Annotated in this window: 19 protein-coding genes; 11 read left to right on the forward strand and 8 right to left on the reverse strand. The window is 45.2% G+C overall.

The features are described 5' to 3' along the window. Nucleotides 1–2 precede the first annotated feature (2 nt). Both rnhB and ICN44_RS08820 read left to right on the forward strand, forming a co-directional pair. A complete protein-coding gene (gene rnhB / locus ICN44_RS08815; RefSeq protein WP_216263581.1) occupies nucleotides 3–596 on the forward strand; it encodes a ribonuclease HII in 594 nt (197 codons plus the stop codon). A 3-nt stretch (nucleotides 597–599) separates the two neighbouring features. Further along, nucleotides 600–1,424 carry an RNA methyltransferase gene (locus tag ICN44_RS08820; protein WP_216263582.1) on the forward strand — a complete coding sequence of 275 codons (825 nt, stop codon included), beginning with the start codon at nucleotides 600–602 and terminating at the stop codon, nucleotides 1,422–1,424. Nucleotides 1,425–1,440: 16 nt separating this feature from the next. Here ICN44_RS08820 and ICN44_RS08825 read toward each other — a convergent pair whose 3' ends face one another. Beyond that, complete coding sequence (locus ICN44_RS08825) at nucleotides 1,441–2,268, reverse strand: pyruvate, water dikinase regulatory protein (RefSeq protein ID WP_216263583.1); 828 nt, start codon at nucleotides 2,266–2,268, stop codon at nucleotides 1,441–1,443. A 106-nt stretch (nucleotides 2,269–2,374) separates the two neighbouring features. Here ICN44_RS08825 and ppsA point away from each other — a divergent pair, with 106 nt between their 5' ends. Continuing rightward, complete coding sequence (gene ppsA / locus ICN44_RS08830; RefSeq protein WP_216263584.1) at nucleotides 2,375–4,780, forward strand: phosphoenolpyruvate synthase; 2,406 nt, start codon at nucleotides 2,375–2,377, stop codon at nucleotides 4,778–4,780. 89 nt (nucleotides 4,781–4,869) lie between these two features. Here the strand turns inward: ppsA and ICN44_RS08835 are convergent, their stop codons facing one another. The 5 genes from ICN44_RS08835 to smpB form a co-directional block, all read right to left on the reverse strand. Further along, nucleotides 4,870–5,766: a peptidase gene (locus ICN44_RS08835; RefSeq protein ID WP_216263585.1), complete on the reverse strand. Its 897-nt coding sequence runs from the start codon at nucleotides 5,764–5,766 to the stop codon at nucleotides 4,870–4,872. A gap of 56 nt (nucleotides 5,767–5,822) precedes the next feature. After that, a complete protein-coding gene (locus tag ICN44_RS08840; RefSeq protein WP_216263586.1) occupies nucleotides 5,823–6,620 on the reverse strand; it encodes a transglutaminase family protein in 798 nt (265 codons plus the stop codon). A gap of 17 nt (nucleotides 6,621–6,637) precedes the next feature. Further along, entirely contained in the window at nucleotides 6,638–7,615 is a 978-nt protein-coding gene (locus tag ICN44_RS08845) for an alpha-E domain-containing protein (RefSeq protein WP_216263587.1), read from the reverse strand. 26 nt (nucleotides 7,616–7,641) lie between these two features. Next, the gene (locus tag ICN44_RS08850) at nucleotides 7,642–9,054 is read right to left on the reverse strand and encodes a circularly permuted type 2 ATP-grasp protein (protein WP_216263588.1); all 1,413 of its coding nucleotides are present in this window, start codon (nucleotides 9,052–9,054) and stop codon (nucleotides 7,642–7,644) included. 144 nt (nucleotides 9,055–9,198) lie between these two features. Continuing rightward, nucleotides 9,199–9,651, reverse strand: coding sequence for an SsrA-binding protein SmpB (gene smpB / locus ICN44_RS08855; RefSeq protein WP_072583017.1), 453 nt, complete (start codon nucleotides 9,649–9,651; stop codon nucleotides 9,199–9,201). Nucleotides 9,652–9,676: 25 nt separating this feature from the next. Here smpB and ICN44_RS08860 point away from each other — a divergent pair, with 25 nt between their 5' ends. The 4 genes from ICN44_RS08860 to guaA are packed head-to-tail and all read left to right on the forward strand — an operon-like array spanning nucleotide 9,677 to nucleotide 13,585. Then, nucleotides 9,677–10,108, forward strand: coding sequence for a type II toxin-antitoxin system RatA family toxin (locus ICN44_RS08860; protein WP_216263589.1), 432 nt, complete (start codon nucleotides 9,677–9,679; stop codon nucleotides 10,106–10,108). After that, the gene (locus ICN44_RS08865; RefSeq protein ID WP_216263590.1) at nucleotides 10,101–10,451 is read left to right on the forward strand and encodes an RnfH family protein; all 351 of its coding nucleotides are present in this window, start codon (nucleotides 10,101–10,103) and stop codon (nucleotides 10,449–10,451) included. The genes ICN44_RS08860 and ICN44_RS08865 overlap by 8 nt, the downstream gene beginning before the upstream one ends. 26 nt (nucleotides 10,452–10,477) lie before the next feature. After that, nucleotides 10,478–11,941: an IMP dehydrogenase gene (guaB, locus tag ICN44_RS08870; protein ID WP_216263591.1), complete on the forward strand. Its 1,464-nt coding sequence runs from the start codon at nucleotides 10,478–10,480 to the stop codon at nucleotides 11,939–11,941. 36 nt (nucleotides 11,942–11,977) lie between these two features. Next, nucleotides 11,978–13,585 carry a glutamine-hydrolyzing GMP synthase gene (gene guaA, locus ICN44_RS08875; RefSeq protein WP_216263592.1) on the forward strand — a complete coding sequence of 536 codons (1,608 nt, stop codon included), beginning with the start codon at nucleotides 11,978–11,980 and terminating at the stop codon, nucleotides 13,583–13,585. A gap of 326 nt (nucleotides 13,586–13,911) precedes the next feature. On the opposite strand, the gene ispH is transcribed toward guaA, so the two are convergent. Further along, nucleotides 13,912–14,859, reverse strand: a complete 948-nt coding sequence (ispH, locus tag ICN44_RS08880) for a 4-hydroxy-3-methylbut-2-enyl diphosphate reductase (RefSeq protein ID WP_216263593.1) — start codon at nucleotides 14,857–14,859, stop codon at nucleotides 13,912–13,914. 173 nt (nucleotides 14,860–15,032) lie between these two features. Next, nucleotides 15,033–16,805, reverse strand: coding sequence for an ABC transporter transmembrane domain-containing protein (locus ICN44_RS08885; protein ID WP_216263594.1), 1,773 nt, complete (start codon nucleotides 16,803–16,805; stop codon nucleotides 15,033–15,035). 323 nt (nucleotides 16,806–17,128) lie between these two features. Here ICN44_RS08885 and ICN44_RS08890 point away from each other — a divergent pair, with 323 nt between their 5' ends. From ICN44_RS08890 to bchB, 4 genes are all read left to right on the forward strand, one after another. Further along, on the forward strand, nucleotides 17,129–18,106 hold the full coding sequence (locus tag ICN44_RS08890) for an NAD(P)-dependent oxidoreductase (RefSeq protein WP_216263595.1): 978 nt from the start codon (nucleotides 17,129–17,131) through the stop codon (nucleotides 18,104–18,106). A 122-nt stretch (nucleotides 18,107–18,228) separates the two neighbouring features. After that, a complete protein-coding gene (locus ICN44_RS08895) occupies nucleotides 18,229–18,432 on the forward strand; it encodes a hypothetical protein (RefSeq protein ID WP_216263596.1) in 204 nt (67 codons plus the stop codon). 270 nt (nucleotides 18,433–18,702) lie between these two features. Then, nucleotides 18,703–19,986, forward strand: a complete 1,284-nt coding sequence (locus ICN44_RS08900) for a ferredoxin:protochlorophyllide reductase (ATP-dependent) subunit N (RefSeq protein ID WP_216263597.1) — start codon at nucleotides 18,703–18,705, stop codon at nucleotides 19,984–19,986. Continuing rightward, complete coding sequence (gene bchB / locus ICN44_RS08905) at nucleotides 19,983–21,551, forward strand: ferredoxin:protochlorophyllide reductase (ATP-dependent) subunit B (RefSeq protein WP_216263598.1); 1,569 nt, start codon at nucleotides 19,983–19,985, stop codon at nucleotides 21,549–21,551. The genes ICN44_RS08900 and bchB overlap by 4 nt, the downstream gene beginning before the upstream one ends. Nucleotides 21,552–21,608 lie beyond the last annotated feature (57 nt).

Below are 21,608 nucleotides of genomic sequence, written 5' to 3' on the forward strand. Positions count from 1 at the left end.
ACATGAGTCTCATTTGGGTTTGCGGCGTAGATGAAGCGGGGCGAGGACCATTGGTTGGTGCAGTGGTTGCTGGTGCCGTAGTGCTTGATCCCAATAATCCAATTGAAGGTTTAAAAGATTCTAAGAAGTTAACTGCTGTTCGTCGTGAATACCTCTATGAGCAGATTATGGAAAAGGCAAAAGCCTGGGGCGTTGGCGAAGCCAGTCCGGCTGAGATCGATAAGATTAATATTTTGCAGGCCACGATGCTGGCAATGCGCAGGGCAATTGAAGATCTCACCATTCGCTTAGGCGCTTGGCCTGATAAAGCATTGATTGATGGCAATCGCTGCCCAGAATTGCCAATAGCTGCAGAAGCAATTGTGAAGGGTGATGCTAAGGAGCCTGCAATATCAGCGGCATCGATCGTTGCCAAAGTCACGCGTGACCGCCAAATGCAAATATTGCATGAGCGCCATCCGGAATATGGATTTGCACAACATATGGGTTATCCAACGGAAGCGCATTTTGCTGCACTTAAACAATTTGGCGCATGCGATCAACATAGAAGAAGTTTTTCACCGGTGCGCAAAGTTCTAGAAAATCAAAACTATTAAGTCATGAACTTCGATCTCATCACCTCCAAAGAGAATCCTTTGTTTAAAGAGATTCGTAACCTACAGGCCACTGGATCTAAGGGGCAGAAGGCTAGGCTCGCTAGCGGCCAAGCATTATTGGAAGGTATTCATCTGGTGCAGACTTGGGTAGGTGATCCAGCCTTAAAGACATTGCTTACTTCAGAAATTGGTTTGAAGAATGCGGAAATCTCACAAGCTGTCTACGAACATATCGAGATCTGTCCAAAAACTAAGGTATTTCAGTTAGATAGCGCTCTCTGGGACTTGCTTTCTGATTTAGTGAATGCGCCGCATATTGCTGGTTTACTTGATCTTCCAAAATCTACACTCACAACACCTCAATCTATTACAAACTTTGATGGTGACGTGGTGATACTGGACCGGGTACAAGATGCGGGTAACGTTGGCTCTATTCTGCGCACTGCAGCAGCCGCAGGCTTTACCCAAGTCATCGCTTTATCAGGCTGTGCCCATCTGTGGTCTACAAAAGTATTGCGCGCAGGTATGGGCGCACACAAACTTCTAGATTTATATGAAGGCTGGTCTAACCAGCAATTACTGAGTGCAGTTACAGCACCATTACTTGCAGCTACAGCAGATGCAGAGCAAGATCTCTACGCCCTGAAAAAAGAACTGTTCCACCCAGTCGCCTGGGTAATGGGCAGTGAAGGGCACGGTGTATCTGGCGATTTACTTGCTCAAGCTAAAGGGGTGTCAATCCCGATTGATCCGCGGGTGGAATCGCTTAATGTCTCAACTGCGGCGGCGGTATGTCTGTTTGAGACTCTGCGGATTAGGCGTACTTAAACCATGGGGTTAAAGCTTACCCCAGTATTGTTTTATCCGACTTGATTGCTTGCAGCACAGTAGTTGCAATCTCTTCAATGGATTTGCTGGTAGTGAGCACCCATGGAATGGACTGCTTTTTCATCATCGCTGTTGCTTCATTAATTTCATAGCGGCAGTTTTCTAGCTTGGCGTAGTTACTACCAGGTCTGCGTTCATTACGAATCTCTGAGAGTCGCTCTGCATCAATCATCAGGCCAAAGATTTTTTGGCGATATGGGACTAAATCCTTCGGAAGTTGTCCTCGTTCGAAATCTTCCGGTATCAGGGGGTAGTTAGCCGCCTTAAGTCCGTATTGCATTGCCAGATAAAGACTGGTTGGTGTCTTACCAACCCGGGAGATGCCAATCAGAATGACATCGGCTTCAGCCAAGTTTTGATTGGACTGGCCATCATCATGGGCCAAGGAATAGTTAATGGCCTCAATTCGGTTTTTATAGGCCTCGGTATCTGCATTATGGTGAAGGCGATTCATGGCATGGGTGGATTTCATGCCCAAAGCTGCCTCTAATGGGGCTACAAAAGTCTGGAACATGTCTAGGATCAGTCCATTTGCCTTGCCAACAATGGCATTGAGCTCGGAGTTCACCAAGGTGGTGAAAACAATCGGCTGAGCCCCATATTTACTGGCTGCCTGGTTGATGCTGCTGACGGCGTCATGGGCCTTGTCTACGCTATCCACAAAGGGCACCCGAATATGCTTAAAAGTGGCCTCAAATTGGGCCAAAATCGACTGGCTGAAGTTCTCGGCAGTAATGCCGGTGCCGTCAGAGACAATAAAAACAATGCGGGTTTCGTTAGACATGGATTTGGCTTAAAAGTCAGGGTCAGCACTACAATAGAATCATATTAAAGCATGCCCCCTTTAGGGCGGCCGCTACACCAGTTTCCTTATCTTTTGAGAGTATTTTATGTCCAACCAACAGCAACAAAATAGCAGTATGGCTGATGCCTATGTTTTGCCTTTTGAACAACTCCGCATGACTGATGTTGAATCAGTGGGCGGTAAGAATGCGTCATTGGGAGAGATGATTTCTCAGTTGGCTTCTACTGGAGTTCGTGTTCCTACAGGTTTTGCTACGACTTCGTTAGCATTCCGTGACTTTCTAAAGCACAACAATCTGACTGAGCGTATTCAACAGCGTTTGGATGGTTTGAATATTGATGATGTGCGTGCATTAGCGCAAGCCGGCTCAGAAATTCGTGGCTGGATCGAAACTGCGCCATTTCAGCCAAAGTTGGATGAAGAAATTCGTAAAGCATTTGCAGTGTTGGATGATTCTGGTAAAGGCTCGTTTGCAGTTCGTTCATCAGCGACTGCTGAAGACTTGCCAGATGCTTCCTTTGCAGGTCAGCAAGAAACATTCTTGAACGTCGAAGGTATTGATGATGTTCTCAAGAAAATTCGTGAAGTATTTGCTTCTTTGTATAACGATCGTGCGATCTCCTACCGTGTTCACAAGGGCTTTGCTCACGCTGAAGTAGCCCTATCTGCTGGTATTCAACGTATGGTTCGCTCTGACTTGGGAGCTGCTGGCGTGATGTTTACTCTGGATACCGAGTCTGGATTTGAGGATGTGGTTTTCATTACCTCTAGCTATGGCTTGGGTGAGACTGTTGTTCAGGGTGCAGTAAACCCGGACGAGTTTTATGTATTCAAAACCACTTTGGCTCAAGATAAGAAGGCAATTATTCGCCGCTCCTTGGGTTCAAAGTTAATTCAAATGCAATTTGCCCCTAAAGGCTCTGCAGAAAAAGTACAAACTGTTGATGTCACCCCAGAAAAGCGTAACCGCTTCTCTTTGGAGGATGCCGATATCACTGAGTTGGCTAAATATGCAGTGATCATTGAGAAACACTACGATCGTCCAATGGACATCGAATGGGGTAAAGATGGTCAAGATGGCCGTATCTACATTCTGCAAGCACGTCCTGAGACTGTGAAGAGTCAGGCAGCTGGCCAAGTAGAGATGCGCTACAAGTTGAAAGGCAGCTCAAAGGTATTGGCAAAAGGTCGCGCAATCGGTCAAAAGATTGGTGCAGGCCCTGTACGTATTATTCGTGACCCAAGCGAAATGGATCGTGTTCAGCCAGGCGATGTCTTAGTCGCCGATATGACTGACCCTAACTGGGAACCAGTCATGAAGCGTGCTTCAGCGATTGTGACCAATCGTGGTGGACGTACATGCCACGCAGCAATTATTGCTCGTGAATTAGGTGTACCTGCAGTTGTTGGTTGCGGTGATGCCACTGAGCATTTGCAAGACGGCATGATGGTGACAGTTTCTTGCGCCGAAGGTGATGAAGGTCATATTTATGATGGCTTGATCGAAACTGAAGTCACTGAAGTATCCCGTGGTGTATTGCCTGAGATTCCAGTGAAGATCACGATGAATATCGGAAATCCTCAGTTGGCATTTGATTTCTGTCAGATTCCGAATGCTGGTGTTGGCTTAGCTCGTCTTGAGTTCATTATTAACAACTACATTGGTGTGCATCCACGTGCTGTATTGGAATATCCAAATATTGATCCTGACCTCAAACGTGCAGTTGAGAGCGTTGCTCGTGGCTATGCTAGTCCGCGTCAGTTCTATGAAGATAAGTTGGTTGAAGGTGTAGCAACGATTGCTGCTGCTTTCTATCCAAAGCCAGTGATTGTTCGTTTGTCAGACTTCAAATCCAATGAATATAAGAAGTTAATTGGTGGATCACGTTATGAACCAGATGAAGAAAACCCAATGTTGGGATTCCGTGGTGCGTCACGTTACGTTTCTGAAGACTTTGGTGAAGCCTTTGCTCTCGAGTGCGCTGCAATGAAGCGTGTTCGTGAAGATATGGGCTTGGACAACGTAGAAATCATGGTTCCGTTTGTACGTACCATCAATCAGGCTAAGCGCGTGATCGACATGATGGAGAAGTTTGGTCTCAAGCGTGGTGTGAATGGTTTGCGTCTGATCATGATGTGCGAGATCCCATCTAATGCGATTTTGGCTGATCAGTTTCTTGAGTACTTTGATGGTTTCTCAATCGGCTCAAACGACATGACTCAATTAACTCTGGGCCTAGATCGTGACTCCGGTATGGAATTGTTGGCTATCGACTTTGATGAGCGTGATCCAGCGGTAGAGTTCATGATTGCTCGTTCAATTGATGCTTGCCGTAAGCAAAATAAATATGTTGGTATTTGCGGTCAAGGCCCCTCAGATCACCCAGACTTTGCTCGTTGGTTGGTTGAGAAGGGAATCACTTCAATCTCATTAAATCCAGATAGCGTAGTGGCTACCTGGGAGATGTTAGGTAAGAATTTAAAAGCCTAAACCAAAGCGGATAGCGTTAAAGCAAAAGGCCTAGAAAAAATCTAGGCCTTTTTGTTTATAAATGCATCCAACGCTTCAATATTGGAAACTTACTTTTTCTTTGCAGTCGCCTTCTTCGGCAAAACTTTCTTTGCCGCCTTATTTACGGGAGTGGCCTTAGTTGTTCTTGTGGCCTTTTGAGCTCTTGCCTTAGATGGCGGATGATTGATAGGAACAATCCCCATTTTTTTAGCGGGAGTGGAGATATCGCTCGATTTATGAGCGCCGCTCCAACTGGGTTCCGCTATGGAATTAAAGGCCTCGCGTAGTTTCTCGCCCCATGCTTGATGGATCATTGCGAAATAGGGGTTGGCATCATCTAGAGTGACGAGCTTCGTGGCTTTCAGAGAATTTTTTTCGTAAACCAGCATATCCAGAGGTAGTCCAACGGAAATGTTACTCTTCAGAGTCGAATCCATAGAGATGAGGGCGCACTTGGTTGCCAGATTAAGTGGTGTATTGAAATTGAGTACTCGATCTAAGATGGGCTTGCCGTACTTAGATTCACCAATCTGGAAATAGCAAGTCTCGGGAGTAGCCTCAATAAAGTTCCCAGCCGAATAAATATTAAATAGGCGCGGTTTCTCGCCTTTCACTTGACCACCAAAAATCATATTGCAGTTAAATTCAAGGCCCGATTTTTCAAGTGCAATATGATCGCGTTCATACACTTGTTTAATGGCGTCACCCACAACAACTGCGGCTTCATATGAGTTTTTAGCTGTCCAGAGGTTTTTGCCCTTAAAAAGCTGTCCTTGCAGCAGGATTTCTTTAACGGATTGGGTAATGGCAAGATTGCCGGCACTCATCAAGGTAAAGAAGCGATCCTTGTTTTGAAACAAAGACATCTTTCTAAAAGTGCCAATTTGGTCTACGCCAGCATTTGTCCGGGTATCAGATAAGAAAACAAGACCATCTTTAAGGCAAAGACCAACGCAATACGTCATACACAGACCCTCTTCATTATTTCTTGGAATTATCTCTTAAATATCCCAGAGGGTTGCTATGGCAACTGTTGAATCGAAATATTGGCGCTAAGTTCTTCTCCGCCGCCGCCAGAGCGTACCCCTTTAACAGGAGCGGCGGAATAATAATCTCTACCAATGGCAAGGCGAATATGACGTGAGTCAACTAAGCAGGCGTGGGTTATATCTACGCCGGTCCAGATACCTTTATCGATATCACTGCAAAAGTCAATCCAAGCATGGCTAGCAAGATTTGGAGACTCTTCTGCAAAGAAATAACCACTGACATATCGCGCTGGAATTCCAGAGGCGCGGCATAGACTCAACATAATGTGCGCATGATCTTGGCAAACACCAGATTTCATGGCAAAGGATTGAGCTGCAGTCGTGGCAAAGTTCGTTTGGCCAGGAGAGTACACAATCAAGCCTTGAACTGCCTCAGCGAGTTTTAGCACTTGATCAACTGAATTTTTCTTTGGAATGCCATAAGAGAAATATTCCAACATTTCATCTGTAGATTCAGTGAGATTCGTTTGCTGCAAAAGATAGTAGGGCGAAACTGCTTTAGCATCATCAACAAATTCAAATGCATCTTGTGTATGCACTTCACCTTCAGCCTCAATCATCATTGAGGTGTAAGGGGTTTCCTGTACAAATACACTGCAAAGATTGCCAAAAGTATCTATAGAGCTAGATGCTTTAATTGGCGTACTAATTCTCCATTTATCGACTTGTTGGCCAGCTAGAGCGGGAGGCGTCAAGCGCAACTCTTGTATGGAATAACGCACGGGTGTTTCATAGCGATATTCTGTGCGATGGCGAATTTTAAGATGCATATAGTCTTTGTGATTTCTTAGGCAACAGCCAGTGGAATGAGATAAGCATTGCTAAACTCATCGGCTATGTAGTTAATGCGCTCTAAGAAAGCCTCAATAAATTCTTCCAAGCCTTGCTCAAATACCTCATCAATATCAGAGTAATCCAAGCTTGCCTTGAGCTTTCCAAGTAAACGTTCAATTTCTTTGGATTGCTGATTCTTGACCTCAGAAATGAGGGGGATTAATTCATTGACGCAGGATACCAAGGAGCGAGGCATCTGCTTGTTGAAGATGAGTAGTTGTGCGACTTGTTTTGGTGTGACTTGATCAGAATAAATTTGACGATAGATCTCAAATGCGGATACGGAGCGCAGTAAAGCTGCCCAGTGATAGAAGTCAAAGAATTCACCATCAGTGCCATCTTCCGAAGATTTCTTAGCGCCAAGAACCCGCAGTACTGCTGGGTCCTCATACTTAGTTTCCAAAATACGTGCGGTGTTATCGGCGCGCTCTAGCAAGGTTCCCACGCTGATAAAGTAAAAGGCCTCATTCTTCAGCATCGTGCCGTATAAGACGCCCCTAAAGAGGTGGCAACGGTGCTTCACCCACTCCAAAAGGCGACTAGGATCGGCTTGATGTCTTGCTTCTAGGATGCGCTGTAGCTCAAGCCAAGTGGTGTTTTGGGTTTCCCAAACTTCGGAAGTAATCTTGCCGCGGATAACGCGGGCATTCTCACGCGCAGCAAACAAGCAAGAAACGATGCTCGAAGGATTGCTGGTTTCATAAATCATGAAGTCCAAAACATTCTCACGATTAACCACATCATATTTGCTGAGGAAGGCTTCTTCCAGCTTGGAAATTGTGAGTAGTTTTTTCCAACTCTGCTCTAAAAACTCTGCAGGCTGTGGAAGCAGGGAGGTTTGATGGTTTACATCGAGCATGCGGGCAGTATTCTCTGCGCGCTCGGTGTAACGGGCCATCCAATAAAGACAATCAGCGGTACGACTCAACATATTTTCTTATTCCCCATACTCATCTCTCACTCTTCCAATACCCAAGTATCTTTAGTTCCGCCACCTTGGGAGGAGTTCACTACTAAAGAACCTTCTTTGAGTGCGACCCTAGTCAATCCGCCAGGAACCATCTTGATCGTTTTGCCCGAGAGAACAAAAGGCCTTAAGTCGATATGTCTTGGTGCAACACCAGACTCTACAAAGGTAGGGCAGGTGGATAGCGCTAAGGTAGGTTGCGCAATATATTTGTCTGGATTGGCAATAAGGTGCGTTCTAAATTCTTCAATCTCTGCTTTGGTTGATGCCGGACCAACTAACATGCCATATCCACCGGCGCCATGAGTCAATTTCACTACCAACTTATCTAGATTGGCTAAGGTATAAGCTAAGTCATCTGCCTTGCGGCACTGGAAAGTAGGAACGTTATTAAGAATTGGTTTCTCGCCAAGATAAAACTCGATCATCTCGGGTACATAGGGATAGATGGATTTGTCATCAGCAATTCCGGTGCCAATCGCATTTGCCAGTGTCACGTTACCAGCGCGGTGTGCTGATAAGAGTCCCGCAACGCCTAGAGTGGAATCAGAGCGGAATGCCAATGGATCCAGAAAGTCATCATCAACACGACGATAGATGACATCAACGCGCTCAGGTCCTTGAGTGGTCCGCATAAAGACTTGTTCATTTTTCACAAATAAGTCTTTACCTTCTACTAACTCAACACCCATCTGCTGCGCGAGGTAGCTGTGTTCAAAGTAAGCAGAGTTATACATGCCTGGAGTCAACACAACGACGTTTGGTTTTTTAACGTCATCTGGTTTAACTGACTTGAGACATTCCAATAAAAGATCAGGGTAGTGCTCTACAGGAGCAATGCGATATTTTTGGAAGAGATCAGGAAAGAGTCGCATCATCATCTTACGGTCTTCAACCATGTAAGACACGCCGGAAGGAACTCGCAAGTTATCTTCTAAAACGTAGAACTCACCCTCACCGGCGCGAACAATATCGATGCCAGCAATTTGTGCGTAGATGTCGCGTGGTATGTTGACGTTGCGCATCTCAGGGCGATATTGCGCATTGTTATAAATCTGTTCGGCTGGAACAATGCCCGCCTTAATAATGTCCTCATCGTGATACACGTCGTAGATAAAGCGATTAAGTGCTTTGACTCGTTGACGTAATCCCGCTTCAAGTTGCTCCCATTCTTTGGCAGTAAAGATGCGTGGCACTTGATCGAAAGGAATGGTTCTTTCCGACCCCAGATCATCTCCGTAGACGGCAAAGGTAATGCCCACTCTTCTAAAGATCAGGTCTGCTTCAGCACGTTTGAGACCCATGAGGGTGTCACTTTGCTGTTTAAGCCAATTGTGAAAGATTTGGTAGTGGGGACGCGCTTGGCCTGCGGCGTCGAGCATTTCGTCAAAAGGCAATTTCATAGTTACCAAACTAATGCCTATATAAAAGCTGGAATGAATGATTTGAAGCGGCTTGGTGCTGAATTGCACTATAAAAGTGCATAAATGCTCAAATATTCGCCCTAAGGGCAGTCTACCCCAGTTTTTATGGGGTTAAGCGAGAAATTAAGCGTTTAGATCGCCTCTAGCGATACGACCTTTTTGGACTTCCCACTCACGTTCTTTAGTGGCTGCACGCTTGTCATGTTGCTTCTTACCTCTAGCCAGACCAATCTCACACTTCACATTGCCTTTGGAGAAGTGCAGGTTTAGGGGTACCAGGGTATAGCCCTTTTGCTCTACTTTGCCGATGAGTTTTTTAATTTCAATCGCATTCAGAAGCAGTTTTCGAGTACGAGTGCTGTCTGGAACGATATGGGTGGAGGCTGAGAGCAGGGGGGTGATATGGCAGCCGATCAAAAATAGCTCCGCCTTGCGAATCACAACATACGCTTCTTTGACGTGCACGCGACCTGCGCGGATGGCTTTTACTTCCCAGCCTTCTAGCACAAGCCCTGCCTCAAAGCGCTCCTCGATAAAATAATCAAAGAAGGCTTTTTTGTTATCGACGATACTCATATTTATTTAGCTCTCAAGAACGATTATGGCAGACGTCTACAAGACCGTTTTAATTGGCCAATCAGCCGACCGTATGTATAGCTTGGTGACGGATGTCGCCCGCTATCCTGAGTTTTTGCCTTGGTGTGGCGGTGTAGAGATTTTTGAGCAGACTGAGACCGTGCTCGACGCCAAAATTAATATTCATTTCAAGGGCATTACCCAGTATTTTCATACTCGGAATGTGAATCACCGCCCTGAAACGATTGACATGGTCTTTGTAGATGGCCCGTTTAAGCACTTTTCTGGGCAATGGAACTTTATCCCTTTGCGGGAAGACGCTTGTAAGGTGGAGTTCAAGTTGCACTGGGAGTTCAAGAGCGTGATTTTGGACAAGATTATTGGCCCAGTATTTGGTCATATAGCCGGCACCTTTGTTGACTGCTTTGTAAAGCGTGCCGAGGACCTCTATGGCTGAGCGCTCACTTGACCTCATTCTCTGTGATGCCAGGCAGGGTGAGCCAGAGCTTAAGGCGTTCAAGCTCTTTCTGACGGACAACGAGTTGCCTACGATTGGTCTAGCCCTCATGAGAGCTGGAATTGCAGTTGGTCCAGACGACCCTGTTTTAGCCAGAAAAGGCTGCTTTGGGGTCTTTGGTAAGCGCAAGGACTGGGATAGTCCCATTTATGCTGGAGATCGCCTAGAGCTCTATTCCCCGCTATTAATCGACCCTAAGACGGTTCGGCGTAAGAAGGCTAATCAGAACCAGGATGCCAAATTCCAGGCTGCCGCAGCTAAAAGAAAGGCTAGGAGGCTATAATCTGTTTTTGCGACTAGGGGTTTTGCATGCGACTCATTCAAAAAGCACTCACTTTTGACGATGTGCTCCTCGTACCGGCTTATTCATCGGTACTCCCTCGAGATGCCAGCTTGGCAAGTAAGTTAACTCGAGATATTTCACTTAATACACCATTGGTGTCCGCAGCTATGGATACCGTCACTGAAGGTCGTTTGGCAATCGCCATGGCTAGTGAAGGTGGCATCGGCATCGTTCATAAAAACTTAAAGCCCGCTGAGCAAGCGCGTGAAGTAGCTAAAGTAAAGCGATATGAATCTGGTGTTCTGCGTGATCCAATCACGATTAGCCCGGATGTCACTCTTCGTCAGGTGATCCAACTTTCTCGTGAGCATGGTTTCTCAGGATTCCCAGTACTTGTTGGTAAAGAGGTTGTTGGCATTATTACGAATCGTGATTTGCGTTTCGAAGAAGACTTAGATGCTCCAGTAAAAACCAAAATGACTCCACGTGAGCGTTTGATTACCGTGAAAGAGGGTTGCTCATTAGATGAAGCAAAACGCTTAATGAGCCATCATCGTTTAGAACGCGTATTGGTTGTCAATGACAAGTTTGAACTGCGTGGCCTCATTACCGTTAAAGACATTCTCAAGGCAACTGAACACCCGAATGCTTGTAAAGACAGCGAAGGTAAGTTGCGCGTTGGTGCCGCAGTAGGCGTTGGCCCTGATAACGATGAGCGTATTGAGTTATTGGTACGCGCTGGTGTTGATGTGATCGTAGTTGACACAGCTCACGGCCATAGCCAAGGCGTATTGGATCGCGTGAAGTGGGTTAAGAAAAATTTCCCTCATGTACAAGTGATTGGCGGCAATATTGCTACTGGTGATGCTGCTAAGGCATTGGCTGATCATGGTGCTGATGGTGTCAAGGTTGGTATTGGTCCTGGTTCAATCTGTACAACTCGTATTGTTGCTGGCGTAGGCGTTCCACAAATTACTGCGATTGTGAATGTGGCAACTGCACTTAAGGGCACTGGTATTCCATTAATTGCTGATGGTGGCATACGTTACTCGGGTGACGTTGCAAAAGCATTAGCGGCTGGCGCTAGTTCGGTCATGATGGGTGGCATGTTCGCTGGCACTGAAGAAGCTCCAGGCGAAGTGTTCTTATACCAAGGACGTTCTTACAAGAGCTATCGCGGTATGGGTTCTTTGGGCGCGATGGCGGATGGCTCTGCTGATCGTTACTTCCAGAGCGATATTGTTGCGAATGCAGAAAAGTTAGTGCCAGAAGGTATTGAAGGTCAGGTGCCATACAAAGGTAGCGTGCTGGCCATCTTGCATCAACTGACCGGCGGCATTCGATCTTCTATGGGTTATCTCGGCTGCAAAACGATTGATGAGCTCCATGAAAAAGCCAATTTTGTAGAAATCACTTCAGCTGGCGTGCGAGAGTCGCACGTTCATGACGTGAAGATCACTAAAGAAGCGCCAAATTATCATATTGATTAACAACTAAAAAAAGCTGAAATAAAGGCTGATCTTTTCGTGCACGACAAAATACTGATTCTCGACTTTGGTTCACAAGTAACTCAACTCATTGCTCGGCGTGTACGTGATGGACGAGTGTATTCAGAGATCCATCCCTACGATTGCGACCCTGAATTCATTCGAAAATTCATTCAAGAGCAGGGCGGTAAGGGCATCATTCTCTCCGGCGGCCCTAGTTCGGTAACTGAAGACGGCAGTCCCCGTGCACCCCAAATTGTTTTTGAGCTTGGTGTACCTGTTTTGGGGATTTGCTACGGCATGCAAACCATGGCCACCCAATTAGGTGGCGCAGTTGCTTCCGCAGAGTCTTTGGGTAAAGCGCGTGAGTTTGGTTACTCAGAAGTTCGTGCGCATGGCCACACCAATTTGCTTAAAGGCATTCAGGACTTCTCCACCAGTGAAGGTCATGGGATTTTGAAGGTGTGGATGAGTCATGGTGACTCAGTCACCTCAATGCCACCTGCGTTTAAGTTGATGGCCTCTACGGAGTCTTGCCCAATTGCTGGCATGGCGGATGAAGAGCGTCGCTTCTATGCATTTCAGTTTCATCCAGAAGTCACACATACCATTCAAGGTGCTGCAATCATTGAGCGCTTTGTACACGAGATTTGCCAATGCAAACCTGACTGGGTAATGGGTGATTACATTGCTGAAGCGGTAGAGAATATTCGCAAGCAGGTGGGTGATGAAGAAGTCATTCTTGGCTTATCTGGCGGTGTTGACTCTAGCGTTGCCGCGGCCTTGATTCATCGCGCGATTGGCGATCAATTGACTTGCGTATTTGTGGATCACGGCCTGCTTCGCTTGAATGAAGGCGATATGGTGATGGAAATGTTTGCACGCAATCTTGGTGTGAAAGTGATTCGCGTTGACGCTAAAGAGAAATTCATGGGTGAGTTGGCTGGTGTTGCCGACCCTGAAGCTAAGCGCAAAATTATTGGTAAAGAATTCATAGAGATTTTCCAGGCCGAGTCTGGCAAGATCGAAAATGCCAAGTGGCTTGCGCAAGGCACTATTTATCCAGACGTCATTGAGTCTGCTGGTAAAGGTAAGAAGGGCGCGCATACGATTAAGAGTCATCACAATGTTGGTGGCCTGCCTGAGGATATGCATCTCAAGTTACTTGAGCCATTGCGTGAATTATTTAAAGATGAAGTGCGTGAGCTTGGTGTTGCATTAGGCTTGCCACGTGAGATGGTCTATCGCCATCCATTCCCAGGGCCTGGCCTTGGTGTTCGCATCTTGGGTGAGGTTAAAGCAGAATTCGCAAGTCTTTTGCAACGTGCTGATGCCATCTTCATTGAAGAATTGCGCAATACCATTGATGAAGTAAGTCAAAAATCTTGGTATGACCTGACCAGCCAGGCCTTTGCCGTCTTCCTACCTGTGAAGTCTGTAGGTGTGATGGGCGATGGCAGAACATACGAGTATGTTGTGGCCTTGAGGGCGGTACAAACGCAAGACTTCATGACTGCGCATTGGGCGCACTTACCTCATGATTTACTGGGAAAAGTCTCCAATCGCATTATTAATGAAGTGCGTGGTATCAATCGGGTGGTCTACGATATCAGCGGAAAACCACCGGCAACGATCGAGTGGGAGTAGGGGTTCTTGCACGAGTGCATGAAACCCTTTTTTGTCTTAAGATAGTCGAATATTAAAAATACAACTTTTAGGAATTATTATGTTTGCTAAAACAATACTTAGTGTTCTCTCCCTTGGAATAACTATTGTGGGCTTGCTCTATTTTTTCAACACTGGCGAGTATTTCATATTTGCTATTGGTTTCGCACTATATTTCATTCTTTCTATTTCCAGCTCTTTTTGCAAAAGAATGAGTAAGTGATTTTCTGTTGGGCACAGTTCTGATGCCCTAATCATTTTCTAGTTCTTGCTCGCTACTGACTAGACTTAGATAGAAAATCAAGCGACTAAATCAAACCCTTAGGCAAAGAAAAGTTGATGTTTTCATCAATGCCTTTCATGGGCAGTACTACACCTTTTGAAAATGTTTTAATGGCTTGGATAACTTTTGCCGTTAATTCTTCAGGGGCGGATGCACCAGCAGTAATACCAATATTTTTTACTCCGGCAAACCACTCTGACTCTATCTGCAGTGGATCATCCACTAAGAACGCAGGAACCTGCATCTTTAAAGACAATTCCTGAAGTCTTTTGGAGTTTGAGCTATTCGGGCTTCCAACAACGATCACGATCTCTACTAAAGGCAGCATTGCCTTAACAGCATCTTGTCTATTTTGAGTGGCGTAACAAATATCTTGTTTCTTAGGCGCATGGATGTGGGGATATTTTTTTAATAGAGCAGCAGTGATTTCAGAGGTTTCATCTACCGATAGGGTAGTTTGGGTGACATAGGCGAGCAAGTCATCCTCTTTAAAACTTAAAGTCTCTACATCAGCCACTTTTTCTATGAGGTGAACTGGGGCATCAATTTGGCCCATCGTCCCTTCAACTTCTGGATGCCCAAGATGGCCGATCATAATGATTTGGTAATCACTCGCATGCAAGCGAATGACCTCAGCATGCACCTTTGAAACTAATGGGCAGGTTGCATCAAAAACAGTGAGTTTGCGAAATTGAGCATCATTTTTAACTGCTCTAGCTACACCATGAGCGCTAAAGATCAGAATAGATCCCTCGGGTACTTCTGATACTTCATTGACAAAAATAACGCCTTTTGCCTCAAAATATTTTACAACGTAGGCATTGTGAATAATCTCATGTCTGACATAAATTGGGCTGCCATATTTTTTCAAAGCTTCTTCAACAATCGTGATTGCCCTTTCAACTCCCGCGCAAAACCCCCTAGGCTGAGCTAAAAAAATTTGTGTAGATTGATTGATATCTGACGAAAGCATTGATTAGTTAAACTTTTGCTAGTTGGCTGTTATTTAGCTGATTTTTAAAGCAATAAGCCTAACTGTCAATATTTTTTGTATTAAGTAAGGTTTACTCTGATCATCATTGGTATAAACCCTAGTGACTTAATAAATCACGAAGACGTCTGAACTTACAAGAGGATGACGCTGAGTTATCGGTCAGTGAATTGAAGTTTAGCTAAGCGAGCATAAAGTCCGCTTCGTTGAATTAAATCAGCATGTGTACCGGTTTCAATAATTCGCCCATTTTCCAGTACGATAATTTTGTCCGCTTGCTTTACGGTGGATAGTCTATGAGCAATCACAATGGTTGTCCTGTGATCCATTGCCGCCTCAAGGGCGCGCTGTACGAGTAGTTCGGACTCGGCATCTAAGGCGCTGGTGGCCTCATCCAAGAGCAACAAGGCTGGATTTTTTAACAAGACTCGTGCAATTGCAATGCGCTGTTTTTGTCCTCCAGACAAGCGGATGCCTCGATCGCCTAAGAAAGTTTGATAGCCCTCCGGTAGTTTGGAGATAAATTCATCCGCTATGGCGAGGCGAGCTGCAGCTAGAACTTCATCATCAGTCGCATCCATCCTGCCAAAACGAATATTCTCCATGGCGTTATCTGAAAAAATCACAATATCCTGGGGAACAACGCCAATTAATTTTCTCAGCGCTTCGAGTTCAAGCTTGCGAATATCGATGCCATTAAACAGAATTTCTCCGCTAGTGGGGTCATAGAAGCGCTGCAGTAGTTGAAAGAGCGTAGTCTTCCCGGCGCCTGAAGGTCCCACGATAGCAATTCTTTGACCGGGTTTAATCTCTAGAGATAAATCAGTTAAAACACTATTTGGATTCGATGGATATTGAAAGCTGAGATTCTCTATTTGCACTTCAATACCAGCTGCATTGACTTGGGGGATTGATTTCACATTAGCTAGAGCTTGGACTGAGGACTTCACATTTAAGAGCTCTAGAAGACGATCACTTGCACCAATGGCTCTTTGGGTATCGCCTATTACTTCAGAAATGCCTGCTATCGCTCCCGCAACAATCACGGCATACAAAATAAATTGAGACAATTCTCCGGCGGTTATTTGATTGTCCATGACCGCATATGCACCAAGCCAAAGTACCAAAATAATGCTGGTAAAGCCAAATAAAATGGCTACAAATGTCAGTAAGGCTCTTGCCCGTGTGCGAGTGATGGCTGCATCAAGAGCGGTATGAATGGATTGATTAAAACGGCCAATTTCAATGTTCTCATTGGTGAAGGATTGAATGGTTGGTATCGCATTTAATTTTTCACTTGCCAAGGCGGAGGCATTCGCAATCTTATCTTGTGAATTACGAGAAAGCTTTCTTACTCGTCTACCCATGATGACAGTTGGAATGATCGTGAGTAATAGCGTAGCGAAAATCAGTACCGATAATTTGGGGCTGGTAATAAACATCATTACTAAGCCGCCAGCCAGCAACAGAAGATTTCTGATGGCCATCGAGACGCTGGTTCCAATGAGTGTTTGGATTAGAACCGTATCCGTATTCAGGCGTGAGAGTATTTCACCGCTATGAGTAGACTCAAAGAACTCTGGACTCTGCTTGATGACGTGGCTATAGACTGCTGAGCGAATATCAGTTGTAATTTTTTCGCCCAACCAGGACACCATATAAAAACGCAGAGACGTTCCTAAGGCCACTAAGCCAGCAACAATAAACAGAGTTAAAAAAGTGGTGTTGATTTGGTTGCCACTATTGGCGTTAAATCCCAAATCAATGATTTGTCTAAAAGAGAAGGGGACGGCTAAGGTTGCGCTTGCAGCAAGTACTAGACTGAAAGTAGCCAATACCAATTGTTTTTTATATGGCTTTAAAAAAGGGAGTAGTGCTGCTAAGGTGCGAAATCCTCGGGGATTTGTGTTGTTGCTCTGCTTTGTCATTGAATAATCCCTAATAATTAACTATGATAATTCACTTGGATTAGATTGAATTTGTTTTTTAGTGATGCCAGGAAGATGACAGGCGAAAGCTCCGTAACCCATAAAGAACCCCTCTATAAAAGAAGTCCTTGGCTACCTCGTGGTCAAGTGCGCAAGTTCATTTTTCTAGGGCTAATGATATTGGGTGTCTATGGAGTAACTAGGCATTGGTCCTTCTATCTCTTATTGATTATTTCGATTGTCGCGCTCTCCCCAAGAATATTGTTAGCAAGCGCCCATTACTATGGTCGCTCTGCATTATTTCTTGGTCAGCTTTTTAGTAAATGAAGATCTTTTTGACTGGGGCTAGTGGTTTTGTAGGCAGTCACTTAGCCCAGTCTTTGATTGCAGCAGGTCATGAGCTTGTATGCCACTTTCGTAAGCCGCTGTCTATTGAAGCTGAATCTCATCGTAATTTTGAAATTTGGTCGGGAAATCTGAATGATGTGGAAGGTCTATCAAAGAGACTTCAGGGTTTAGATGTCTTGATTCACTGTGCAGCAGAGATGAAGCTGTGGAATTCAGATAAAGCGTTGCTAGAGACTAATGTTTTCATGACGAAAAGCATCCTAGAGTCAGCAAGTCAAGCTGGAATGAAGCAGTTTATTTATATGAGTGATGCCTCGATTGCTAAAAATCCATTGGCACCAAATCTCAATGTTTCAGAATCTCTACCTTTACCCCCATTACAAAGCTTTGCATACACTCATAGCAAGTCTCAAGCAGAACAGTTAGTCCTTCATGCTGGAAATGAAATGCTCCACACTATCAGTCTGAGGCCGGCATCCATCTGGGGCAAAGGCGATGTCGTTGATCGGACTTTAGGTAGAGCTGCAGATCTCAATAAATTTGGCTGGTTTGATCAGGGTGATTACCCATTTTCAACTTGCTATATTCAAAATCTTTGTGAAGCGGTTAAAAAAGCGCTGTTGTCGAATTCAAATCAAGAAAGTTTCTTTATTAGCGATGGGCCGCCAACGCAATTTAGGCAATGGATGACTAGAAGGTTGAAGGCGGGTCAATATAAAGTGCCGACTCTATCTATACCTCGGCCCCTTGCCAGACCCTTGGCGCGTTTTACAGAAAATGGCTGGAAATACTTACCCCTGCCTGGCGAGCCTCCCTTAATTAGAGAAATGGTTCATTTAATGGCCCACCCTTTTTCTGTCTCTATTCAAAAAGCCAAAGATCAATTGGGGTATGAGCCGCTCTACGCTATGGAAGATGGCATGCTCGAAATAGAGCAATCAGCAGATCGATAAGGGGTTTACCCTAGTCATATTGACTCCACCAATAACGAGGTTTAGAGTTTTCTCAACCGGCGGGGAATCAATAAGAGATCCTCTGATGTTTAGAAAAGATGAACCTTGAAAGGATGCAGAGCATGTTTAAATTTCACGATATGAGAGATCGGATTTCCAAGATAGCAGGATTTGTTGGGATGGTCATCAGCATTACCGTTGCCTTTTATCTGATCTTCCCCGCGGGGCAGACCCAATCTAAATTTGCCATGTTTTTAGTTTCCCTGGGGATCGGAATTGCCCTGAGCGTTCTGACATTCAAGGCATTACTAAAGTCACAAAGATAAGGTTCTACTCTTAGCTAGTAAAAACCCCAAATGCTCCAGTATTTGGGGTTTTTTCATTGGATTTGTGAATAAGTCATTTTTTGATTTTGGTCAATTGATGGGTATAAACACTTATATCTAATAGCGCTTATGAAGCTTTTACTGTGTAAGATTATTGTTACATTTAAATGAATAACTATTTTCTTGCTGCCTGACCCTTTTTGAAATTAATCCCATGATTCACAGCTTTAATCTTCAACTCAAGTCGCACATTAACGCCAGGGGCCAGAATTGAATTCTGCATCCCAAGAGGTAATAGTCGATTTTCAGCCCCTGAAGGAGCGCGGTCAAAGAGAGGTTTTCTGCGGACTTACTGGGATTATCTGGCTTCATCGAAAAATTCAAGATGCCTTTTTTCTAGTTGTTGGCTCTCGTACCTGTGCTCACTTGATTCAATCTGCAGCAGGCGTGATGATTTTCGCAGAGCCCCGCTTTGCAACTGCCATTATTGATGATCGTGATTTAGCTGGTCTTGCAGATGCTAATGATGAATTGGACAAGGTGGTGAAGCAATTGCTTGAACGTCGTCCAGATATTAAGTTGCTATTTTTGGTGGGCTCTTGTCCCTCGGAAGTGATTAAGTTAGATTTATCAAGGGCAGCACAACGTCTAGGTAAAACATTTGCTCCGAATGTGCGCATTCTGAATTACTCTGGCAGCGGCATTGAAACAACCTTTACCCAAGGCGAAGATGCTTGTTTGGCTGCCCTGGTGCAGGATTTACCCAAATCTAATCAATCCGATGAAGTTGAGCTATTGGTGGTAGGTTGCTTGGCTGATGTTGTCGAGGATCAATTCCATCGTATCTTTAAAGATCTAGGCTTAAAATCCTTCGCTTTTTTTCCACCGCGGGAATCCACTCAGCGAATCGTTGTCGGCCCAAAGACTAAATATTTGTTAGCTCAGCCATTTTTAACGGATACCGCTCGGTTCTTAGAAAATCTGGGGGCTCAAAGAATTGCTGCACCTTTTCCATTGGGGGTAGAGGGAACGGAGAAATGGTTCTCCGCAGCAGCTACCGCTTTGCATGTTTCTCCCGAGATATTTGAAAAAGTGATTGCCCCGCAACGGGATCGCGCCAATAAGTCACTTGAGCCGCATCGTGAAGTGTTGCAAGGTAAATCCATTTTCTTCTTTCCTGACTCTCAGTTGGAAATACCCCTAGCGCGTTATTTAAATAGAGAGCTAGGCATGAATCTGATGGAGGTCGGCGTTCCTTATTTGCATCGTCAGCATATGGCGGAGGAATTGGCGATGTTAGATCCCAAGACTCAATTGTCCGAAGGTCAAAATGTAGAGAACCAATTAGATCGTTGCCGTGCGCAGCAACCCGACATGGTGGTATGTGGCCTGGGACTGGCGAATCCCTTAGAAGCCGAGGGTTTCACTACGAAGTGGTCTATTGAGCTTGTCTTTACGCCGATTCAAGGATTCAATCAGGCGGCTGATCTAGCAGAGTTGTTTGCGCGCCCCTTAACGAGAAAAGCGAAGCTCATGATGACGGAGGCTGCATGAAGTTAACCCTCTGGACTTATGAGGGGCCGCCGCATGTGGGTGCCATGAGGATTGCTACGGCAATGGAGAAAGTACATTACGTGCTGCATGCTCCGCAAGGCGATACCTATGCGGATCTCCTGTTCACCATGATTGAGCGGATGAAAAAACGGCCGCCAGTAACCTATACGACTTTTCAGGCGCGTGATTTAGGTAGCGATACTGCAGAGTTATTTAAAGATGCCGCAAGAACAGCATATGCCCGTTTTAAACCCGACTTATTAATGGTGGGCGCTTCATGTACGGCTGAGCTCATTCAAGATGATCCGGGTGGCCTGGCTGCAGCCCTGGATTTGCCAGTTCCGATATTGCCGCTTGAATTGCCGGCATATCAAAAGAAAGAAAACTGGGGCGCAGCAGAAACTTTTTATCAGATGGTCCGTTTATTGGGGCAATCATTTATCTTGGCCCCAGGGCAACAGCGCCCAGCCCGAGCGGTGGATACAAAGCCAAGCTGTAATATTTTAGGGCCCACAGCGCTTGGATTTCGCCACCGTGATGATGTTGAAGAAATTTCTCGCTTATTGAGTGACTTGGGTATTGAAGTCAATGTGGTTGCACCCTTGGGTGCTGATCCAGCGGATATTGCCCGTTTGCATGAGGCAGACTTTAACGTCAATTTGTATCCAGAGACTGCCAATACTGCAGCCACTTGGATGAGTCGTAGCTTTGGTCAACCCTCGACTAAAACCATTCCGATTGGATTTAAAGGGACTCAAGCTTTTATCACTGAAGTTTGTCAACTTGCTGGCATTGAATGTGATGTGGAAAAATTAAGTCAATCATCTAAGGCGCGTTGGTATGCCTTATCAGTAGATTCGACATACCTCACTAATAAACGCGTATTTATATTTGGTGATGCTACCCATGCAATCGCTGCGGCAAAAGTAGCGGCTCATGAAATGGGTTTCAAAGTCGTTGGATTGGGAACCTACAGTCGTGAATTGGCTCGTGAAGTGCGTGAAGCAGCTGCTGAGCTTGGGCTTGAAGCAATCATTACGGATGACTATTTAGAGGTTGAGGAAAAGATTACCGAGCTTCAACCAGAATTAATCCTAGGAACCCAGATGGAACGCCATATTGCCAAGCGCTTGAAAATACCTTGTGCAGTGATTTCATCTCCAGTACACGTGCAAGACTTTCCATCTCGCTATTCACCGCAAATGGGATTTGAGGGCGCATGCGTGTTATTTGATTCCTGGGTTCATCCTCTCATGATGGGTCTTGAAGAGCATTTGATCGGTATGTTCAAAGGGGATTTTGAATTTCATGATGGAGCCATGCCATCGCATCTTGGACATGCCTCTACTCCTGCCAGGGAAAGTGCAGATAAAGCACCTGCTATGGTTGCCTCCCAAAATGGAGCGCCCTCTTGGGAAATCGACGCAGAAAAAGAGCTCAACAAGATTCCCTTTTTTGTCAGAGGCAAAGCGAGAAGAAATACAGAGCGTTATGCGGTAGAGCAGGGACTTATTAGTATTACATTAGAAACTTTGTATGATGCAAAGGCACATTTTAGAAGTTAAATATCGACCCGCGTCGAGAAGAGTGAAGGTTAGAAAGCATGAAAGAAATTAATATTC

This window comes from Polynucleobacter sp. JS-Fieb-80-E5 (assembly GCF_018882015.1).
In the GTDB taxonomy this organism is placed as follows: Bacteria; Pseudomonadota; Gammaproteobacteria; order Burkholderiales; family Burkholderiaceae; genus Polynucleobacter.